A 20,550-nucleotide genomic window follows, 5' to 3' on the forward strand; every position below is an offset into this window, starting at 1 on the left:
ACAAATATAACAAAAAAAATTTGAATCAATATTAGCTTTTGTCAAATTTTTGCGTCTTTTGTTGAATCATTCAACTAAATTTTAGTGGGTTGAGCAAAGAGCAGCGAGGAAGTGGGTATGAATAATAAAGTCGGCATCGTGCATAGCCTAAAAGATGGCCAAAAGTACATGGATATTTGGCCGATGCGCAAAGAGCTAAATCCGCTGTTTCCTGAACAACGAGTGATTAAGGCCACTCGCTTTGCGATTAAAGTCATGCCTGCGGTTGCGGCGATCAGCGTATTGACGCAAATGGTGTTTACGAATACCCAAGCCATGCCTCAAGCGATTGTGGTTGCTTTGTTTGCCATGAGTCTACCCTTGCAAGGTATTTGGTGGCTGGGCAACCGAGCCAATACCCAATTGCCTCCCGCGCTAGCCAGTTGGTACCGCGAGCTCTATATGAAGGTTGTCGAGACCGGTTTCGCTCTCGAACCGATCAAAAGCAAACCGCGATATAAAGAGCTGGCTCATGTGCTGAATCGCGCGTTTCGTCAGTTGGATGATACTGCACTAGAACGCTGGTTCTAATCCTTCTATCTAAAGGGTTTGTGTGGCCAACGGATATCGGATAGTTGACCACACAAACTTACATTAGGCCAAAGCAACCTAGCCCAGTAGACCAAAGTAACCTAGCGTTGAGAGTGGCGGCTGCGGGACGTTCTTTCTTTATGAGCAGAAGCCGCTTTTGCCTGAGATTTTAAAATAGAGTCTACCGTTAATTGCATCGGTTCTTTCGGCTGTAGGCCATGAGGGAAAGTGCGTGCGCGTGGCGGAAGATTAAACTCTTCACTGGAAGCGCGAGGCATACGTTTAAAGCGATAGAGATAAAAATTTTCTAGTTTTTCTCGTGCCCACTCGGTCTTGTTTAAATATTTGACACTACTAGCGATCGAAGGCTTGGTATGAAAGCAGTTAAAGCGCATTGCGGTATCTAAAATATCCCAGCCATAAAAATCCACCAGCTCTTGTAGCAAGGTTTCTAACTTAAGGCCGTGTAATGGATTGTTTTTTTGTAGTTCGATTCTTTCTTGATCGGTCATCATTATTATCGGCTCCTAAGGGTAAATAGGGTAGGTATACCAAGATTTGGCAGATATGAGTCATGTATTTGTTGATCCCTGCGAGGGGAGCGAATTCTAGCAGAGTAGACCTTACTTCCCTATGATTATCTTTTATTGGTTCACCTCAGTCAGATCGCTTCTCTATACTTATGAGAATTAATTTACCCACCGTCATCTGCAACTGGAAGTCGTTTGGGTATAGTCAACTTCACTTCCATTTTCGACATTGACCAAATTCTGCACTTTTTTCTGTTATCTGACTGTTAAATCCTACTTCCCTTTGCCTAAAGTTACTGGTAATAATGTTGTCAGCGACACCTTGAGTGTCCAATAAAAACTATTAAAGCTACACCCACACACAACATCATAAAAACTATGCTTTATATCAAGGAGTTAAGATGAAAGCAGGCAAAGTCATTGCTACCGCCGTTCTAGCCGGAGCTGCACTACTGTCCTCTCAGAGTATCATGGCCAAAACAGCCAAAGTCGCGGTATCACAAATTGTGGAACACCCCGCTTTGGATGCAACACGTCAAGGACTACTTGATGGATTGAAAGCCAAAGGCTATGAAGAGGGTAAAAACCTAGAATTTGACTATAAAACAGCGCAAGGTAACCCAGCGATTGCTGTACAAATTGCACGTCAATTTGTTGGTGAAAATCCAGATGTATTAGTTGGTATTGCGACACCTACTGCACAAGCACTGGTTTCGGCCACTAAAACCATTCCAATCGTGTTTACCGCCGTCACCGATCCTGTTGGTGCTAAGCTAGTAAAACAACTTGAACAACCGGGTAAAAACGTTACAGGCCTGTCAGATCTGTCTCCGGTTGAGCAGCATGTTGAACTGATTAAAGAAATCCTACCAAATGTCAAGTCGATCGGCGTGGTGTACAACCCTGGTGAAGCCAATGCCGTCAGCCTAATGGAGTTGCTCAAACTCTCGGCAGCAAAGCATGGTATTAAACTGGTGGAAGCCACCGCACTGAAAAGTGCCGATGTACAATCTGCTACTCAGGCGATTGCAGAGAAATCTGATGTGATTTACGCACTGATCGATAACACCGTTGCCAGTGCGATTGAAGGCATGATCGTGGCTGCTAACCAAGCGAAAACGCCAGTATTCGGCGCGGCGACTTCGTATGTAGATCGCGGTGCGATTGCGAGCCTCGGTTTTGATTACTACCAAATCGGGGTACAAACGGCAGATTATGTTGCAGCCATCCTCGAAGGCAAAGAACCTGGCACACTGGATGTTCAAGTGGCAAAAGGTTCTGATCTTGTCATCAACAAAACGGCTGCTGATAAGCTAGGCATCAGCATTCCAGACGCCGTTCTTGCGCGTGCAACCAGTACCAAATAATAAGCTATATCCAAATCACTAGGGTTAAAGCAATGCTGCTGTAACCCTAGTCGGAAGCGTATATTCCAAGGGGTTGGTGTATTCCAACTTCTTTAAGCAGAAAGGAGTATGTATGTCTGCTTTTGCCTTTTTTGGCGCTTTGGAGCTTGGCTTATTGTATGGCTTAGTGGCTTTGGGCGTGTATTTAACTTTTCGAGTGCTCGATTTTCCAGATTTGAGTGTCGATGGTAGTTTTCCTATGGGGGCTGCGGTTGCAGCAACCGCAATTGTGGCGGGGATTAACCCTTGGGTGGCAACAGGATTGGCCATTCTCGCTGGCGCTGCGACAGGGTGGGTCACGGCTTTTTTGACGGTTCGCTGTGGTATTTTGCATCTTTTAGCGTCCATATTGACCATGATTGCTGCCTTTTCGATCAATATCCGCATCATGGGGCGCCCTAATCTTGCCTTGTTAGGGGAAGATACTATTTTGACTCCCTTTGAAGCCTTAGGCGATCCCGTATTTATTCGTCCTTTGGTGGTCGCTGTTCTGGTTCTTATCTCTGCTCTATTCGTGATCAGGCTGTTAAACAGTGATTTTGGTTTAGGCCTGCGTGCAACGGGGGTGAATGCTCGAATGGTTGCAGCACAAGGGGCGAGCACCGCGTTTTATACCTATTTCTGTTTAGCGCTTTCTAACGGTTTTGTTGGATTTGCTGGCGCTCTATTTGCTCAAACTAACAGTTTTGCGGATGTCACTTCTGGTGTCGGTACTATTGTGGTTGGTCTTGCGGCGGTCATTCTGGGTCAAACTCTAATTCCGGGGCGTAAAATCTGGGTCGCTGTCGTCGCCGTAATTGTCGGTTCGGTGCTGTATCGCTTAGCGGTAGCTTTTGCACTTAGCTCAGGTATGTTTGGCTTACAAGCTTCGGATCTTAACCTCATCACGGCGGTCTTGGTGGCTTTGGCGCTGATCATGCCGAAGATCAAAAGGAATTTGAAAATAAAAAAGCGTAACGCACCTGCTCAGAAGTCCGAAGTCTCTCAGCAGGGAAGCGCCTCAGGAGAAGCAGTATGATCCGTTTACAAGATATTCAGGTGACGTTTAACCCTGGCACGATTTTGGAGAATCGCGCGTTACGCGGTGTATCGTTAGAGGTGCCTGAGCATCAATTTTTAACCGTGATCGGCTCGAATGGTGCCGGTAAGTCAACCTTGCTCGGCGCAGTAACGGGAGAGACTCCGATCGTCGGTGGCCGAGTATTGATTGATGAAATTGATGTAACTAAACAGAGTGTCGATCAACGCGCTAACCTTTGTGCGCGAGTGTTTCAAGATCCGTTAGCTGGGACCTGTGGCGCCCTGACGATTGAAGAGAACATGGCTTTGGCTTATATGCGTGGCAAAAACCGCGGTTGGAGTTTGGCGCTCTCAAGCCAACGTCGCAAATTGTTTCAAGAGCGTATTAGCATTCTTGGCTTGGGGCTAGAAAATCGCCTCGGTGACAATATTGGTTTGCTTTCTGGTGGCCAGCGTCAAGCGGTAAGTCTGGTGATGGCGACATTGTCAGAAAGTAAACTTTTGCTACTCGATGAACATACCGCAGCACTTGACCCGCGAATGGCAGCATTCATCATTGATCTGACGAAAAAAATCGTTAAAGAGTTCAATCTGACGGTGATGATGGTAACGCACTCGATGAAAGATGCTCTGGCTTGTGGTGATCGTACCGTCATGCTGCACCAAGGTCAGATTGTATTGGATGTCATGGGTGAACAGCGTGCCAGTATGGGGGTTCCCGAGCTGTTGGAGATGTTCTCGAAAGTGCGTGGAGAAGAGTTGGCGGATGATAGCCTTCTGCTCAGTTAATGACGGCTTTTAATGAGAAAAAATGAAAACTTGCGGCGTTCTTACCAACAAGCGCTAGCAATTTTTTGTGTTTTTTTGGCATAATCTCCGCAACGCAATATCCCCACCCATCATAAGCGTTATTGGTTTATGATGGGTTTTTCATTTCTAGAGGTTAGCAGGCAATTATGAATCAGCGCATGAGTTTAACTTGGATTATCTGCGCGCCATTGTTTGTCGCTTTCGTCTTGACCGCTTCTGTGTTTCAGCAATATCTGTTTGATCTTAATGAAGAAATTGATGATGCTTACGCGGACATTCAACAGCAACTGGATCGCGCAGAGAAAGTGGTGACAGCACTTGATTACACGTTTACGCATAATCAGCGTCCTGCGGATAATATCTTATTTAAGCACAGTGCTAGGATTGTATAAAATGTCTGTCAAATCAAACCAATAGATGCACTCGTACTCTCGCAGGGTTTTAGCTCCAACCTTGCTGTACCTAAGCTAGATTTAAGCTATATGTTGATTGGGGAAGCTTCGCTCTGTGATTCTAATCCTAACAATGATCCCAGCTTACAAGTCAAACTCGCCATGGCTCCGATGCTCTCTTTCTTACATGATATGGATGAGTACATTTATGGTGTCCATTATGTCGATACCAGTGGGTACATCATCTCATCTCCGGATACTTTGGGTGCCAATGTCACTTATCAGCAAATTAGAGATTTTATAGAAAGCAGCCCGCTCTGGAATCAGGCGATTGCTGCGCCGAACATGATTGCGGTTGATGGGCCTTATCGCTCGGTGATCCGGGAGCAACATGAATGGCTATTAACGCTGATTCTACCCGTTTATATACAGTCGAAATATCAAGGCTTAGTGGCGGTAGATATTGGCTTACGAGAATTACTCACCCGTATGCCACATTTGGCTTCTCGCTTTGAGATGATTGATTTGGATGAAACGGCCATCCCCCATTTTGCTTATCGTCCTTATAAGCTCGCCAGCGATTATGCGGATTACCATCAGGTCATGTTCTATAAGCTGCACCTTCAATCTGAGTTGTCACACTTTTTCACACAGAAAAGCGGTAACTTATTTGTGGTTGCACTCGTTTACCTGTTTCTCACCGGCGTTCTGATCTATCTCAACACTCGCTGGGATCGCCAGCATTATGCGCAGCTCGCCGCACGTGATCCGATGACTGGTTTACTCAATCGACGTGGTATGGAAAGCTTTCTGAAAGGCAAACGGCACAGTCAATATTTAGCCATTGCGGTGTTGGATATAGATGACTTCAAGCAGATCAATGATGCTTATGGTCATGATATGGGCGATAAAGTGATTTGCTACATCGGTGAGCAAATTGAAACTCATATTCGTAGCTCAGATGCGGTGGCGCGGTTTGGTGGGGAAGAGTTTGTGGTTTATGTTACGGCCAAAGAACAAGAACAAATTCAAAAAATCATGCAGCGAATTTTTGACGCGGTTTGCCAAGATTCAACCCACATCCTAGAGCAAGGCTTTACTATCTCAGGTGGGATTGAAATCGTGGAAAGTAAAAAAGCGCTGAGCTTTGAAGAACAGTTTAAAGCCGCTGATAAAAAGTTGTATGTGGCGAAAACCAGCGGCAAAAATCAGTTGGTTTACTAATTAGACTGGCTGCTCGGTCGCGGCATGATGGAGTTGATCGCGATAGCGATGCAACTGGTCCACGATAGGCTCGACTTGAGTCAAGGTACGTAAGTCACCAAACAGCTCATTAGCCTGAGGGTAAGCGTGACGCAGATAGGCAAACCACTGTTTGATGCGGTTTGGGTAGTATTTGCCTTTATCACCACGCACCTCAAATTGCGTGTAGCGCAGCAACAAATCCACCACTTCATGCCAAGGCATGGCCGCGTGATTGTGTTTGACCACATTGCCTAAGTTCGGCACGTTGAGCGCGCCGCGGCACACCATGAGTGAATCGACACCTGTGGTTTGGATGCAAGCTTGACCATCGGCGTAATTCCACACTTCACCGTTAGCAATCAATGGAATACTGCATTTTTGGCGGATCTGGTCAATGTAATGCCATTTGATTTCGCTGGCCTTGTAGCCTCCGGCTTTGGTGCGCGCGTGCACAGTGAGCTCATCGGCTTTAGCTTGCGCAACGGCATCGACAATCTCAAAACAATCTTCCGGATCTTCCCAACCTAAGCGGATTTTCGCCGACACAGGAATGTGCGCAGGCACTGCGTCACGACACGCTTTGACCACCTGATAAATCAACTCGGGATGCTGCAAAAGAGCCGCGCCGCCTTTGCTTTGATTGACCATCTTCGCTGGGCAACCAAAATTCAGATCGATGCCATAAGCCCCAAGCTCAGCTGCGCGAATAGCGTTTTCTGCCATCCAGTGTGGATCTTGGCCAAGCAGTTGTACTTTTACCGGAACACCGGACGGGGTTTTAGAACCGTGCTGAAGCTCTGGGCAGAGGCGATAAAACACATGATCAGGCAAGAGCAGATTCACTACGCGTACAAATTCGGTGACGCAGAAATCGTAGTCGTTGATTTGTGTCAGCATGTCACGCATCAAATGATCTAACACGCCCTCCATCGGGCCTAAAATAACTCGCATAGTGATGAATACCGGCTAGCGCTGAGAAAAGGGAGCGAGATTGTAGTAGTAGCACTGATAAATGTCACCCATCGTTTGCGATTCAAGTTCGGCGAGACGACCTGCCACTTCGGGCGCTTTGAGTATATAATGCGGCGCAACTTTCCTTGTATTAAGCGTTTTCTATGAATTATTCCCTGATCGAGCTCAGTGCTGTTGAATGCCCTGAGTCGGCTCTTTTTATTGAAGGTGTGGTGCTTGCTGCTAACTTGGCGACTCGTCCGCTCGATCCTGAGCAGTGGCTACCAGAGCTGTTTGCCGAGCAACATCAAGCGCTATTACAGCCTGTAACTGAGCAAATTCATCTCCAATACCAGCAACTTAAAGGCAATGGGTACGATTTGTTGGCGCTGCTGGCTGAGCATGCACCGTCGCGTGAGCAAGGTTTGGCAGATTTTGCGGAAGGCTTTATGCAGTTATGGCCACAACTAGAACCTATGTGGCAGCAGGGTGCATTTGCAGATGGTTCGATTCGTATGCTGCAAGCATTATTGACCACCTTGATGTTGGCGATTGATGAAGCGCAAACCCAAGCGCAAATGCGCGAAGCAGGTTATGAACAAGTCCCTGCGCTCGCGGATTTAATTGAACAACTGAACCTAATGGTACATGAAGTCGCGCTTGCCGCGGACGAAGCTATGCTTGGCGCGAAAGCACAAAGTGTGAACCCGTTTAAAGGCATTGGTCGCAATGATGCTTGCCCTTGCGAAAGCGGTAAAAAATTCAAACAGTGTTGTGGGCAATAGTTTATTACACATCACTGACACGTTAGAGAAGGCAAACGCTTAGGCTTTTGCTTTATTATCTTCCTCATTGCTAAATTGCTTGGAGCAGAGTCAGCATGAACAAATGGTTAGCCCTGTTATTTTGTAGTTTCTCGGTGATTGCCGCCCCTAAAGATACCTTAAGTGAGCGTTTAGCCATGAGTGAAGGCTTCAGCGCGAACTTTAATCAGCAAGTATTAAGCCCTGAAGGCAAAGTGATCCTGACCGGAAACGGCAAGGTGGATATTGCTCGTCCGAGCCTATTTCGTTGGGAAACCGAAACGCCGGATGAAAACTTACTGGTCTCCGACGGTACGACGTTATGGCATTTCGATCCTTTCGTGGAACAGGTCACCTTGTACCGCGCCGAAGAAGCTTTAGAGCAGACGCCTTTTGTGCTGCTGACTCGTAATAAAGCCAGCGATTGGGATGCCTACCATGTGGAAGAAAAGGGCGATGTGTTTACTCTGACGCCTACCGCGCTGGATTCAAACCAAGGCCGTTTCCAAATCACCATCAGTGAGAAAGGGGTAGTGCAAGGGTTTAAAGTGATTGAGCAAGATGGTCAGCAGAGCGAATTTATCTTTAACAAGGTGAAGCAGCAAAAACCCAACGCTAGCGTATTTAACTACAAAGTGCCGAAAGGCGTGGAAGTTGACGATCAGCGCAACTAAAACCGAACCGAGGAAGCGAGTCGAGTGAGTAATTACAGCTTAGATTTTTCCGGCGACGAAGATTTTCGTCCGTTAGCTGCCCGTATGCGCCCACAAACCGTGGAGCAGTATATTGGTCAGCAACACATCTTAGGGCCGGGAAAACCGCTGCGCCGTGCATTAGAAGCGGGGCATATTCACTCGATGATTCTTTGGGGCCCTCCGGGCACTGGAAAAACCACCTTAGCTGAAGTGGCTGCTAACTACGCGAATGCGGAAGTAGAACGCGTGTCGGCGGTGACGTCCGGAGTCAAAGAGATCCGTGCCGCGATCGAAAAAGCACGTGAGAACAAACTCAGTGGTCGTCGCACCATTTTGTTTGTCGACGAAGTCCATCGCTTTAATAAATCGCAGCAAGATGCGTTTTTGCCGCATATTGAAGACGGTACGGTCACTTTTATTGGCGCAACCACGGAGAACCCTTCTTTTGAGCTTAATAACGCGCTGCTTTCCCGCGCGCGGGTTTATAAGCTCACCTCACTCAATCAACAAGAAATTCTGCAAGCTCTGCATCAAGCGATTGCCGATACTGAACGCGGGCTTGGCAAAGTGGCGGCGGTATTTGCTGATAACGTGTTGGATCGCTTAGCCGAGCTGGCCAATGGCGATGCGCGCATGTCGCTCAACTATCTTGAGCTGCTGTATGACATGGCTCGTGAGGATGATCAGGGACGCAAACAAATTGATTTGCCTCTGCTTGCCGAAGTAGCCGGTGAAAAAGTGTCGCGCTTTGATAACAAGGGCGATATTTGGTATGACCTGATTTCCGCTGTACACAAATCGATTCGAGGTTCCGATCCCGATGCGGCACTGTACTGGGTTGCGCGGATGATTTCCGCAGGCTGTGACCCTTTGTATATCGCGCGCCGTCTGCTCGCGATTGCCTCTGAAGATGTTGGTAATGCCGACCCACGGGGCATGCAAGTGGCACTCGCAGCGTGGGATTGCTTTACCCGTGTGGGGCCTGCAGAAGGCGAGCGCGCGATTGCTCAAGCGATTGTCTACCTCGCCTGCGCACCGAAAAGCAATGCGGTGTACACCGCGTGGAAACAAGCGCTGTCGGATGCGCATAATCTGCCTGAGTTTGAAGTACCGCCGCATCTGCGTAATGCCCCAACGCGATTGATGAAAGATCTCGGTTATGGTGAGGAATACCGTTACGCCCATGATGAACCGGGCGCTTATGCTGCAGGGGAGTGCTATTTCCCACCAGAAATGAGTGGAACTCGCTACTATCAGCCTACTCAACGCGGGCTAGAAACTAAGATTGCTGAAAAGTTAGCGTATCTGGCGGATTTGAACGCAAAAAGCCCACAAAAGCGCTATGAAAAGTAGTGCCTTTTGGTTATCTTTGGCAGGGTAAATTTCAATACGCGTGGCTTTGGCTAAAAAGGAAGCACACGCGCTTTCTCGCAACTCTTAAAGCATAGGATTAGCAATGCTGGATTCTAAATTACTTCGTACTGAGCTGGACGAAACAGCTGCAAAATTGGCACGTCGCGGTTTTAAACTCGACGTGGAGACTATCCGTACTCTTGAAGAACAACGTAAGTCCATTCAAGTAGAAGTTGAGAATTTACAATCCACGCGTAACTCCATCTCCAAGCAAATCGGTCAACTGATGGCGTCTGGCGACAAAGCGGGCGCAGAAGCGGTTAAACAACAAATCGGCACCTTGGGTGACGATCTGGATGCGAAAAAAGTTGAGTTGGATGCGGTCATGGCGCAGTTGGATGCGATCACTCAAACCGTGCCTAACATTCCAGACGATGCTGTACCAAACGGTAAAGATGACAGCGAAAACGTAGAAGTTTCTCGTTGGGGCACCCCAAAAACCTATGATTTTGAAGTGAAAGATCATGTGGACTTGGGTGAAATGGGCGACGGTCTGGATTTCGCGAGCGCTACTAAGATCACGGGTGCGCGTTTTGTGGTGATGAAAGGTCAATTTGCTCGTCTGCACCGTGCTATCGCACAGTTCATGTTGGATCTGCACACCGATCAACACGGCTACACTGAGCTGTATGTGCCTTATCTAGTGAACGCTGAAACGCTGTTCGGTACAGGCCAATTACCAAAATTTGGTCAAGATCTATTCCACACGGAGCCTCTGACTGAGAAAGCCAGTGATGAAGAGCCACGCCGTCTATCACTGATCCCAACCGCAGAAGTGCCAGTGACGAACTTAGTGCGCGACACCATTTTAGATGAAGCTGAACTGCCTCTGAAAATGACCGCACACACGCCTTGTTTCCGCTCTGAGGCGGGTTCTTATGGTCGTGATACTCGCGGTCTGATCCGTATGCATCAGTTTGATAAAGTGGAACTGGTACAAATCACTCGCCCTGAAGATTCCATGGCGGCATTGGAAGAGTTGACTGGCCATGCAGAAAAAGTTCTGCAACTGCTGGAGCTGCCTTACCGCAAAGTGATTCTGTGTACGGGCGACATGGGCTTTGGCTCGTGCAAAACTTACGACTTGGAAGTTTGGGTTCCAGCGCAGAAGACGTACCGTGAAATCTCTTCTTGTTCAAACATGTGGGATTTCCAAGCGCGTCGTATGCAAGCGCGTTTCCGCCGCAAAGGTGAGAAGAAACCTGAGTTGGTGCACACGCTGAACGGCTCTGGTCTGGCAGTGGGTCGTACCATGGTCGCGATTTTGGAAAACTACCAAGAAGCCGATGGTCGCATTGCGATTCCTGCGGTACTGCAAAAGTACATGGGCGGTTTAACCCATATCGGTTAATCCCGTTTTCCTGTAAGGGAAATCAGTGCTCAAAGCACATAAGAACGACAAAAGCCGACATGATGATGTCGGCTTTTTTGTGCTTGAAATATTAGCTCAGTGCATAGCTTATTGCTTGAAACAGTCTGGTTGGTTTAACGCGGCTGCAATGGCATCCACCAGTTTTTGCAGATGTTCAGGTTGACTAATATACGGTGGCATCAGGTAAATCAATCGACCAAAGGGTCGGATCCAAACCCCATGTTCTACAAAGAGAGTCTGAATCACCTCCATATTGACCGGAAAACGTGTCTCCACCACACCAATCGCGCCTAGCCAACGAGTTTGTTTCACTAGTGGAAAATTATTGAGTTTAGGTAGATGTTCGGCAAAAAACGCTTCAATGTCCGCGACTTGCTGTTGCCAATCGCCTTGCTCAATCAGCGATAAACTCGCGCTTGCTACCGCACAAGCCAGCGGATTGCCCATAAAAGTAGGGCCATGCATGAAGCAACCGGCTTCTCCCGCACACACAGTATCGGCCACTTGTTTGGTGGTGAGAGTGGCTGACAGTGTCATATAGCCGCCAGTCAGTGCTTTGCCCACACACAAAATATCTGGTTGAATTCCTGCATGTTCACAGGCAAAGATTTTGCCTGTGCGACCAAAGCCGGTCGCAATCTCATCCAAAATCAGCAGCACACCAAATTCATCACACAAAGCTCTAACTTGGCGTAAAAACTCGGGGTGATAGATGCGCATACCGCCAGCCCCTTGCACGATAGGCTCAAGAATTACTGCGGCAATCTGGTGGTGATGTTCAGCCAATTTGTGACGAAAATCGGCAATATCACGCTCATCCCACGCATCAAAAAATCCACCTTCTGGCGAATTAGCGAAAATATGCTCGGGCAGAAAACCCTTGTAAAGGCTGTGCATGGAGTTATCTGGATCGGTCACTGACATCGCCGCAAAGGTATCGCCGTGGTAGCCGTGGCGTAGGGTGAGAAACTTTGCTCTCGGCTGACCTTTGCTGTGCCAATACTGCAACGCCATTTTCAGGCTCACTTCTACGGCGACTGAACCCGAATCAGCGAGAAACACTTGCTGTAAATTGTTGGGCGCGAGCTTGAGCAGCTTTTGGCAAAGCTCAATCGCCGGTTGATGAGTTAACCCACCAAACATGATGTGTGACATCTGCTCGATTTGCTGGTGCGCCGCTTGATTGAGTTTGGGGTGATTGTAACCGTGGATCGCTGCCCACCAAGAGGACATGCCGTCGACTAAGCTGCGCCCATCCTCAAGCGTGATCATTACGCCATCGGCTCGGTTTACCGGATAACAGGTCAGAGGTGTCAAGGTCGAAGTGTAGGGATGCCAGATGTGGCAACGGTCGAAGGCTAAATCCATCATCATTCCAAAAGCAATAGAAGATTAATTAATAATCACATGTAAACCTTGTGATTTTCTTGTTGTTGACAGTCTAACGCCTGTCAGTAGACTAGCCAAGCATAAAACCAATAACCCCAATAAGGATTACACGTGGAAGTTCGTCATAACTGGACGGTCGCTGAGGTCAAAGCGTTACTGGATAAACCTTTTATGGATCTGCTGTTTGAAGCGCAGCAGGTGCACCGTCTTCATCATCCGCACAATCATGTGCAGGTCAGCACGCTGCTGTCGATCAAAACCGGCGCTTGTCCAGAAGATTGCAAATATTGCCCACAAAGTGCTCACTATCGTACGGATGTAGATAAAGAGCGTTTGATGGAAGTCGAGCGCGTGTTGGATGCGGCGCAAAAAGCCAAAACTTCAGGTTCGACCCGTTTCTGTATGGGCGCGGCGTGGAAGAATCCGAAAGAGCGTGATATGCCGCTGCTCAAAGAGATGATCCGCGGCGTCAAGGATATGGGGCTAGAAACCTGCATGACGCTGGGTATGTTGACGCCAGATCAAGCGCAGCAATTGGCGCAAGCGGGGCTGGATTATTACAACCACAACCTTGATACCTCTCCGGAATTTTACGGCAACATCATCACCACACGCACATACCAAGATCGCCTAGATACCTTGTCGCACGTGCGTGATGCTGGGATGAAGATCTGCTCGGGGGGCATTATCGGCATGGGGGAAAGCACCAATGACCGCGCTGGGTTATTGGTGGAGCTGGCGAACTTGTCGACTCATCCTGAAAGTGTGCCGATCAACATGCTGGTCAAAGTGAAAGGTACGCCACTGGAACAAGTGGATGATGTGGAACCCTTTGATTTTGTTCGCTTGATTGCAGTGGCGCGCATTATGATGCCGAAATCTGCGGTTCGCCTTTCAGCTGGACGCGAGAAGATGAATGAGCAGATGCAGGCGCTGTGCTTTATGGCCGGAGCCAATTCGATTTTCTACGGTTGCAAACTGCTGACCACACCCAACCCCGCGGAAGACAGCGATATGCTGCTGTTTAAAAAGCTAGGTATTAACCGTGAACAAGTGGCGCAAAAGCCTGATGAAATCACGGAAAATGAATTGCTGGATCGTGTCGTTGAACGGGTAGCCGCTCGCCCAACCGCTGACGATTTATTCTATGATGCTGCGCTTTAAGTCGCGGATTGAGCAAGCTCTGAATGAGCGTGAACATTCAGGGCTGACTCGCCGTATTCAGCTTTTAGAGCGAAGCGCACAAGGTGAACTGATTCAGCAAGATCGTACTTACCTGAACTTCTCAAGCAACGATTACCTTGGTTTAGCCAGTGATGCTGAGTTAGTGCAGGCTTGGCAAACAGGTCTGGCGCGCTTTGGCGCAGGCAGTGGCGCTTCGCCGATGGTGACTGGTTTTAGCTCCGCCCATGCTGAGTTAGAGCATGAGTTGTGTCACTGGCTTGGTTACGAGCGAGCAGTCTTGTTCAGCTCTGGCTTTAGTGCCAATCAAGCCCTGCTGTTTACTCTGCTCGAAAAAGAGGACTTGCTGCTGCAAGACAAACTCAATCACGCCTCTTTGATGGAAGCGGGCATGCTAAGCCCTGCCACCATGAAACGCTTTAAGCACAATGATCCTGACCATCTTCGCCAATTACTGAATGAGCAGAGCAACAGCTTAGTGGTGACGGAAGGGGTGTTTAGCATGGATGGCGATTGCGCACCTTTAGCACAAATCGTGGCTGCGCTGAAACAGCGCGCGTGGTTGATGGTGGATGATGCGCATGGCATTGGCGTGCTTGGGGAGAATGGAGCGGGTAGCTGCCAAGCGGCAGGTATTCATCCCGATATTCTGGTCGTCACGTTTGGCAAAGCGTTCGGTTTAGCTGGAGCTGCGGTATTGTGTGATGCACAAGTCGGTGATTATCTGACCCAGTTTGCTCGTCACCATGTCTACTCAACGGCAATACCTCCCGCGCAAGTACATGCTCTGACTCATGCTGCGCGGATGATCCAAAGCCAGTCTTGGCGCAGAGAAAAACTGGCTGAGCTGATGGCGTGTTTTGATGAATGGTGTAGTGACACGCCGGGTTACGTGTCGACGTCAACGCCAATCAAACCTTGGCTATTAGGCAGCAGCGAGCAAGCAATGGCGGCATCCCATCAACTGAAACAGCAAGGTATTTGGGTGAGTGCAATCCGTCCACCGACTGTGCCTGTCGGTAGCGCGCGATTACGCATTACCTTGACAGCAGCACACTCAAAGCAACAAGTCCGCTATCTGGCTGAACAGTTACAAAGAGTGATGGAGAAGCGCGCATGAGTATGACCGCTTGCGAACTTTATACAGAGCTGAAAGATAAAAGTGCTATTGCTCAAGCTTTCGGCAAAGCCGCCGAGCATTATGATCGACATGCGGCCTTTCAGCGCGATGTTGGATTGCGTTTACTCGATAAAATGCCGAGTCGAATGGATGGCTTGTTGGTGCTCGATCTCGGTTGTGGAACGGGCTATTTTTCTGCGTTGTTGCGTGAACGTGGTGCGCAGGTGGTATGCGCCGATATTTCCTTAGCCATGCTTGAGCAAGCAAGGCAACGCTGTGGCGATGAGGGTATGCATTACCAGTTAGCGGATGCCGAGCAACTGCCTTTCACACCAGCCAGTTTCGATTTGGTGTTTTCTAGCTTAGCGCTGCAATGGTGTGAAGATTTATCTTTGCCGCTGGGCGAGATACGGCGAGTGCTCAAACCACAAGGTCAAGCCTTTGTTTCGACCTTGCTCGATGGCTCCTTGTTTGAGCTACAAGAAGCTTGGCGAAGTGTTGATCACCATCGTCATATCAATCAGTTCATTTCCATCAATCAGGTAAAAATTGCGTTAGCGCAAGCCGAGTGTGCGCAACATCACTTAGACTTAGCGCCAATCACCGTTTGGTATGAGACAGCCTTCGCACTGATGCGCGATCTAAAAGGGATCGGTGCCAATCATGTCAATGGGCGTTCAACCGGGCTGATCAGTCGCCGAACGTTGGCAAAAGTTGAGTTGGCCTACCAATCATTTCGTAACCAACAGGGTCTTGTGCCTGCCACATATCAAGTTTGTTTAGGGGTTATTCACCGATGAGAAATGCTATTTTTATCGCAGGGACGGATACCGACGTTGGGAAAACAGTCGCATCAAAAGCGATTCTTCAGGCGCTAGCGGCGCAGAATATTGCCACAATTGGCTACAAACCAGTGGCGGCGGGTAGTGATAAAACGGAATTTGGCTATCGCAATTCAGATGCTTTGCATCTTATGAAAGCAGCAACCGTGACAATGCCGTATGACGATGTGAATCCTTACGCTTTGGCTCTACCGACATCTCCTCACATTGCAGCTAAACATGAAAATGTGGAGATTGATTATGCGTTGCTGAGCAATAAGCTAGCGAAACATAAACAAAATGCGGAGTTGGTGGTAGTTGAGGGGGCGGGTGGTTGGCGAGTACCCACATCGGATTCTGATTGTTTATCCACTTGGGTTAAACAAGAGCGCTTGCCCGTGATTTTAGTCGTTGGAATTAAGTTAGGTTGCTTGAGCCATGCAATTTTAACGGCGGAAGCGATTCGTGCCGATGGCCTTGAGTTGATCGGCTGGGTTGCTAACCGAGTCAATCCTGGCACGGAGCATTATGCGGAGATTATTGAACATCTGGAAGGACGAATTGGTGCGCCTAAGCTGGGTGAAATTCCCTATATGCCGAGCGCGAAGCGTCAGGAATTGGGCAAATTCATCCATCTTGAACAGGTGTTAGAAGTCACTCCTACCGCGTAAGTATAGAAAAGTGACAAAACAAAAAGGCAGCTCATGCGTGAGCTAATGCCGTTCACTTAAGGTGAGCGGCATTGTATTTTCTAGGGTATCGGCTTGGCTTCTTCTTCACGACTCTAGGGAAGGCTCTTTCTCGCCTTGGCTCAAGTATTAAGCTTCCACTCATTGCGTAGAAGTTTTGCAGTTGCCTTGGTATTGCTCCTGGTGACGAGTAGGGAAGTCCCACTATTAGGCGCATGATGTGGGCTAAGGCTCCATTGAAGCTCAGTTGGTATGGCAAGTAGTCTCCATTCAACGTATTACACATCTGCACCATTTGATATCTGACTAAGTTGTATGTCAGGAGTATTCCCCAGAGCTCTTGTCTCACCAGCTCTGGGAGTCGGCTTCGCAGTGTAAGACGGTTACCAAGCATGTATTGCTTTTGCTCTCGGTACCCCTGTTCAATTTCCCAACGGTATTCATATAAACCGACTATATCTGATTTCGGATAACGCATCGGGTCAACCATTGAGGTGAGAACATCGTATTGTTTCCCCTCTTTAGCTCTCGTGATTAAACGTACCACTACCTCTTCTTCTAGCTCTGGCCATTTCTTACGCGCTTGCGGGTTACTCTTCAGTTTTATCAGTTTATCTTGTCGGCCAAAAGACTGAACAACTTCATAAATCAGCCCTTTTTTCATGGGGATAAGCCAATGTCGATTGATGCCTTGCGAACACCATGCTTGAAGTAAACCTAGGGAGTAAAAGCCTTTGTCGAAGAGCGTTAAGCTGTTATCGGGGGTTGTGTCGATAAGCTGCTCTGCCAGCTTCATTTCATTAACGGTATAACAGCCAAAAGCGCTGCCTGTGATTAAGTGACTGCTCAGCTCCATCTGACAGACCATACGTACCTGTGGGTACTGTGTTTCTTTACCATCCCGATTAGTGGGCTTAGCAAACGCTTCAGCGTTATCTTTTGAGTCTTCTGTTCGCCATAAAACCCCATCAACACCCAGTAACGTAAGTCCGTTCCAGTTTGGTAAGTTAGCCTGTTTGAACCAATGACGTTGCGTACACTCAAAGAGCGCTTTAGCCGCTGACTCACCAAGGTTTTTTCTTCGCTGTGTTAATGCACTTGGAGCAACGAATGGCTTGCCTGTGCGGTCAACAATATCGAGCATATTTACAATGTCAGCCATGGATTTATCGTTATAGATAGCCATGCCAACCAGTAACCATGCCATCGACTCTAAAGTGAGCTTTCGTTTTCTTAGAGTCACGGTATCCGTAAGCTGATAAGCACTATTGATGAGTTCAATGGGCAGGAGGTCTGCGAGTGTTTCAACGTGATTGGGTTTATAACTGTTGATGATGTCGAGGGCTTGAGAAACGTGCATAAAAAAATCCGATAAACAGGGTCTACCGGATTTTTACATACAGGCAGGATCGTTCAACTGATCTGCCGATTAAAGTCTTAACTGATCGGCATTAGCTCATGCGTGAGCTGCCTTTTTAGTATCCGAAGTGCTTATTTTTCTGCACTCAGTCCCATCAGGGATTGTTGAGTCTCAACAATCTGCTGTTGCAGTGTCTGCTCTTTGGCTTCCAATCCGAGTTGAGTACGAGCTTCTTGTTCACTGATACCTAAATGACAACAAAGTAAATCAATCGCCATTTGATAGCTATGTGCTTCAGCCATGTGTTTTCCTTTGTTTATGGTGAAATTCCATTGACTTCCGCACTCTATTCTTTCGCTATGCCTATCTCAATACGACCAAAGTCTATATCTCTGCTCATTTAAAACGCCTGCTAGGTTAGCTAGACATTAAATGTTGCAATTTCCTGCTTAACCTTGTTTTTCAAATGAAAGAACATATGTTGTAAATAAGAACAAACGATGTGTGGTAAAGTCGCGCATCGCATCAGCTGAGAAGTGTCCTTCGGAGAGTAAGTCATGAAACGTATATTGTTATTCTTAGCAACCAACCTTGCTGTCGTATTGGTGCTTAGTGTTGTTTTGAATATTGTTTATGCTGTTACCGGCATGCAACCGGGCAGTTTGTCTGGGTTGTTGGTGATGGCGGCGGTATTTGGCTTTGGTGGTGCGTTTATTTCACTGCTGATGTCTAAAAGTATGGCGCTACGCTCAGTGGGTGGTGTGGTCATTGATACTCCGCGGAATGAAATTGAGCATTGGTTATTAGAAACAGTACGCCGCCAAGCAAACCAAGCGGGTATTGGTATGCCAACGGTGGCGATTTACGATGCACCAGATATGAATGCGTTTGCGACGGGGGCTAAGCGTGATGATTCTCTGGTCGCGGTTTCTACCGGCTTGTTGCACAACATGACGCGTGATGAGGCCGAAGCTGTGTTGGCGCATGAAGTTAGCCATATTGCGAACGGTGACATGGTCACTATGACGTTGATGCAAGGCGTGGTAAATACCTTCGTGATCTTCCTGTCACGTTTTATCGCCAATATCGTTGCTTCACGTGACTCTGAAGAGGGTGAAGGTAGCAATATAATGGTGTACTTTGGGGTCTCGATGGCTCTAGAGCTGGTATTTGGTTTGCTAGCAAGCTTTATTACTATGTGGTACAGCCGCCGTCGCGAGTTCTATGCCGACGCCGGTGCGGCTCAGCTCGTTGGTAAACACAAGATGATTGCTGCATTGGAGCGGTTGAAAATGGGTCAAGAATCGCATCTTGAAGGTTCGATGATGGCGTTTGGTATTACGGGTAAACGCTCTCTGTCTGAATTAATGATGACTCACCCACCATTGGAAAAACGTATCGCCGCCCTGCGTAATCTGTAATGTTTTAGAACCAGCCTTCGGGCTGGTTTTTTTATCTCTGCTTTAATTTCTCTTCTACTCGCTCTATTAACTCTTTGCAGTGATCCCCCGCGCTCTAAGTTTCGTAGTATGAACTATAAAGTTGTACAGAAAAAATATTGTACAACTTTGTAAACTCAACTATGGTTGTAATGCATTATACGAATCTTAAATTTGTATAACTTTAGGGATGGGCATCATGGACGTACAACACGTCGCGCAGTTTTATCAACAATTAGATAAAAGCCAATTACATAGGCTAATTGAAATCTATCATCCTGATGTGGTGTTTGAAGATGCTGCACATCGCATCGAAGGGTTTGATGCCCTTTACCAGTATTTTTTGAATCTTTACCAAAACGTTCATACCTGTACTTTTACCATTCATGAGCAGTATGCGGTGAATGAGGGCGCTTTTTTGGTCTGGACCATGCATTTACGTCACCCAAAATTAGCCAAGGGCGAACAGGTGGATGTGAAAGGCGTGAGCCACTTGCGCTTTGCCGAGGGCAAAGTGACCTACCATCGCGATTATTTCGATATGGGGGAAATGCTTTATGAGCAGTTACCTGTGTTGGGGCAAGTTATCCGCGCGATTAAGCGGAGGCTAGGACAATGAGCGCTGTGTTCATTACCGGTGCGACCTCCGGAATTGGTAAACAATTGGCATTGGATTATGCCAAACAGGGGTGGCAAGTGGTTGCGTGTGGACGCAATCAGCCAGTGTTAGACAGCTTGCAGGCACAACACGCCAACATTTTTCCCTTGGCGTTTGATGTCACCGATCATATTGGCACCAAAGCGGCATTAGCGCAGCTTCCATGTCAGCCAGAACTCTGGATTTTAAATGCGGGCGATTGTGAATACATCGATGATGGCAAGATGGATGTCACACTGATGGCACGCGTGTTCAATATCAATGTGCTTGGCGTGGCGGCGGTGATTGAGGGCATTCAGCCACATTTGTCGCGTGGCCACCGTGTGGCGATTGTTGGCTCAATTGCCAGTGAATTGGCCTTGCCGCGAGCAGAAGCTTATGGCGCTTCCAAAGCGGCCGTCGCTTATTTAGCACGAGCGCTGCAACTCGATTGGCGTCCGCTTGGTATTGAAGTGACCACCATTTTTCCGGGCTTTGTCGCCACACCACTCACGGATCGCAATACTTTTGCCATGCCGATGATCATCACAGTAGAGCGTGCCGCCCAAGAGATCAAAGCTGGCTTGGCGCGCGGTGTGTCACAACTCTATTTCCCTAAACGATTTACTTGGCTGATTCGGCTACTCGGTGCTTTGCCTTATGCATGGCAAGGTCGCTTAGTTCGACGTCTGTTGAAGGCTTAATA

At 47.9% G+C, this 20,550-nt stretch carries 20 protein-coding genes and 1 pseudogene; 16 read left to right on the forward strand and 5 right to left on the reverse strand.

What is annotated here, in order from left to right; genetic code table 11:
* Window positions 1–117: 117 nt before the first annotated feature.
* Complete coding sequence (gene yfbV / locus MKA69_RS09285; protein WP_001060897.1) at window positions 118–570, forward strand: terminus macrodomain insulation protein YfbV; 453 nt, start codon at window positions 118–120, stop codon at window positions 568–570.
* A gap of 101 nt (window positions 571–671) precedes the next feature.
* Here yfbV and MKA69_RS09290 read toward each other — a convergent pair whose 3' ends face one another.
* Window positions 672–1,082 (reverse strand): VF530 family DNA-binding protein, encoded by a 411-nt coding sequence (locus MKA69_RS09290; protein WP_000131943.1) that lies wholly within the window; start codon window positions 1,080–1,082, stop codon window positions 672–674.
* Window positions 1,083–1,501: 419 nt separating this feature from the next.
* Here MKA69_RS09290 and MKA69_RS09295 point away from each other — a divergent pair, with 419 nt between their 5' ends.
* From MKA69_RS09295 to MKA69_RS09310, 4 genes and pseudogenes are all read left to right on the forward strand, one after another.
* Window positions 1,502–2,467, forward strand: a complete 966-nt coding sequence (locus tag MKA69_RS09295; RefSeq protein ID WP_158120509.1) for an ABC transporter substrate-binding protein — start codon at window positions 1,502–1,504, stop codon at window positions 2,465–2,467.
* A gap of 112 nt (window positions 2,468–2,579) precedes the next feature.
* Window positions 2,580–3,524: an ABC transporter permease gene (locus MKA69_RS09300; protein ID WP_095458918.1), complete on the forward strand. Its 945-nt coding sequence runs from the start codon at window positions 2,580–2,582 to the stop codon at window positions 3,522–3,524.
* A complete protein-coding gene (locus MKA69_RS09305; protein ID WP_000620371.1) occupies window positions 3,521–4,315 on the forward strand; it encodes an ABC transporter ATP-binding protein in 795 nt (264 codons plus the stop codon). Before MKA69_RS09300 ends, MKA69_RS09305 begins: the two co-directional genes overlap by 4 nt.
* Before the next feature lie 167 nt (window positions 4,316–4,482).
* Window positions 4,483–5,952 (forward strand): annotated as a pseudogene (locus tag MKA69_RS09310) (diguanylate cyclase).
* Here the strand turns inward: MKA69_RS09310 and dusC are convergent.
* On the reverse strand, window positions 5,953–6,924 hold the full coding sequence (gene dusC / locus MKA69_RS09315; protein ID WP_305847896.1) for a tRNA dihydrouridine(16) synthase DusC: 972 nt from the start codon (window positions 6,922–6,924) through the stop codon (window positions 5,953–5,955).
* 164 nt (window positions 6,925–7,088) lie between these two features.
* Between dusC and MKA69_RS09320 the strand changes: the two genes are divergently transcribed.
* The 4 genes from MKA69_RS09320 to serS all read left to right on the forward strand — a co-directional run bounded on the left by MKA69_RS09320 (window position 7,089) and on the right by serS (window position 11,186).
* Window positions 7,089–7,709: a YecA family protein gene (locus tag MKA69_RS09320; protein ID WP_305847897.1), complete on the forward strand. Its 621-nt coding sequence runs from the start codon at window positions 7,089–7,091 to the stop codon at window positions 7,707–7,709.
* Window positions 7,710–7,804: 95 nt separating this feature from the next.
* On the forward strand, window positions 7,805–8,401 hold the full coding sequence (gene lolA / locus MKA69_RS09325; protein WP_305847898.1) for an outer membrane lipoprotein chaperone LolA: 597 nt from the start codon (window positions 7,805–7,807) through the stop codon (window positions 8,399–8,401).
* Window positions 8,402–8,425: 24 nt separating this feature from the next.
* Entirely contained in the window at window positions 8,426–9,775 is a 1,350-nt protein-coding gene (locus MKA69_RS09330; RefSeq protein WP_305847899.1) for a replication-associated recombination protein A, read from the forward strand.
* 103 nt (window positions 9,776–9,878) lie between these two features.
* On the forward strand, window positions 9,879–11,186 hold the full coding sequence (gene serS, locus MKA69_RS09335) for a serine--tRNA ligase (RefSeq protein WP_000887349.1): 1,308 nt from the start codon (window positions 9,879–9,881) through the stop codon (window positions 11,184–11,186).
* A gap of 108 nt (window positions 11,187–11,294) precedes the next feature.
* Here the strand turns inward: serS and bioA are convergent, their stop codons facing one another.
* Window positions 11,295–12,575, reverse strand: coding sequence for an adenosylmethionine--8-amino-7-oxononanoate transaminase (gene bioA, locus MKA69_RS09340; RefSeq protein WP_305847900.1), 1,281 nt, complete (start codon window positions 12,573–12,575; stop codon window positions 11,295–11,297).
* Window positions 12,576–12,707: 132 nt separating this feature from the next.
* Between bioA and bioB the strand changes: the two genes are divergently transcribed.
* From bioB to bioD, 4 genes are read left to right on the forward strand one after another with little or no spacing between them, the layout of a single operon-like run.
* A complete protein-coding gene (gene bioB, locus MKA69_RS09345) occupies window positions 12,708–13,760 on the forward strand; it encodes a biotin synthase BioB (RefSeq protein WP_305847901.1) in 1,053 nt (350 codons plus the stop codon).
* Complete coding sequence (gene bioF, locus MKA69_RS09350) at window positions 13,744–14,898, forward strand: 8-amino-7-oxononanoate synthase (protein ID WP_305847902.1); 1,155 nt, start codon at window positions 13,744–13,746, stop codon at window positions 14,896–14,898. Before bioB ends, bioF begins: the two co-directional genes overlap by 17 nt.
* Window positions 14,895–15,698, forward strand: coding sequence for a malonyl-ACP O-methyltransferase BioC (bioC, locus tag MKA69_RS09355; protein WP_055034386.1), 804 nt, complete (start codon window positions 14,895–14,897; stop codon window positions 15,696–15,698). The genes bioF and bioC overlap by 4 nt, the downstream gene beginning before the upstream one ends.
* Window positions 15,695–16,390, forward strand: a complete 696-nt coding sequence (bioD, locus tag MKA69_RS09360; protein WP_001243134.1) for a dethiobiotin synthase — start codon at window positions 15,695–15,697, stop codon at window positions 16,388–16,390. The genes bioC and bioD overlap by 4 nt, the downstream gene beginning before the upstream one ends.
* Window positions 16,391–16,442: 52 nt before the next feature.
* Here bioD and MKA69_RS09365 read toward each other — a convergent pair whose 3' ends face one another.
* A complete protein-coding gene (locus MKA69_RS09365; RefSeq protein WP_305847582.1) occupies window positions 16,443–17,768 on the reverse strand; it encodes an IS4 family transposase in 1,326 nt (441 codons plus the stop codon).
* Between the two features lie 131 nt (window positions 17,769–17,899).
* Window positions 17,900–18,070 carry a hypothetical protein gene (locus MKA69_RS09370; RefSeq protein WP_000796533.1) on the reverse strand — a complete coding sequence of 57 codons (171 nt, stop codon included), beginning with the start codon at window positions 18,068–18,070 and terminating at the stop codon, window positions 17,900–17,902.
* Window positions 18,071–18,325: 255 nt separating this feature from the next.
* On the opposite strand from MKA69_RS09370, the gene htpX reads away from it, so the two are divergent.
* The 3 genes from htpX (at window position 18,326) to MKA69_RS09385 (ending at window position 20,548) form a co-directional block, all read left to right on the forward strand.
* Complete coding sequence (htpX, locus tag MKA69_RS09375) at window positions 18,326–19,189, forward strand: protease HtpX (RefSeq protein ID WP_305847903.1); 864 nt, start codon at window positions 18,326–18,328, stop codon at window positions 19,187–19,189.
* Between the two features lie 217 nt (window positions 19,190–19,406).
* Complete coding sequence (locus MKA69_RS09380) at window positions 19,407–19,826, forward strand: nuclear transport factor 2 family protein (RefSeq protein WP_000383062.1); 420 nt, start codon at window positions 19,407–19,409, stop codon at window positions 19,824–19,826.
* The gene (locus MKA69_RS09385; protein ID WP_055064480.1) at window positions 19,823–20,548 is read left to right on the forward strand and encodes an SDR family oxidoreductase; all 726 of its coding nucleotides are present in this window, start codon (window positions 19,823–19,825) and stop codon (window positions 20,546–20,548) included. The genes MKA69_RS09380 and MKA69_RS09385 overlap by 4 nt, the downstream gene beginning before the upstream one ends.
* Window positions 20,549–20,550 lie beyond the last annotated feature (2 nt).

This window comes from Vibrio sp. AH4 (assembly GCF_030710545.1).
Lineage (GTDB): Bacteria > Pseudomonadota > Gammaproteobacteria > Enterobacterales > Vibrionaceae > Vibrio > Vibrio metoecus.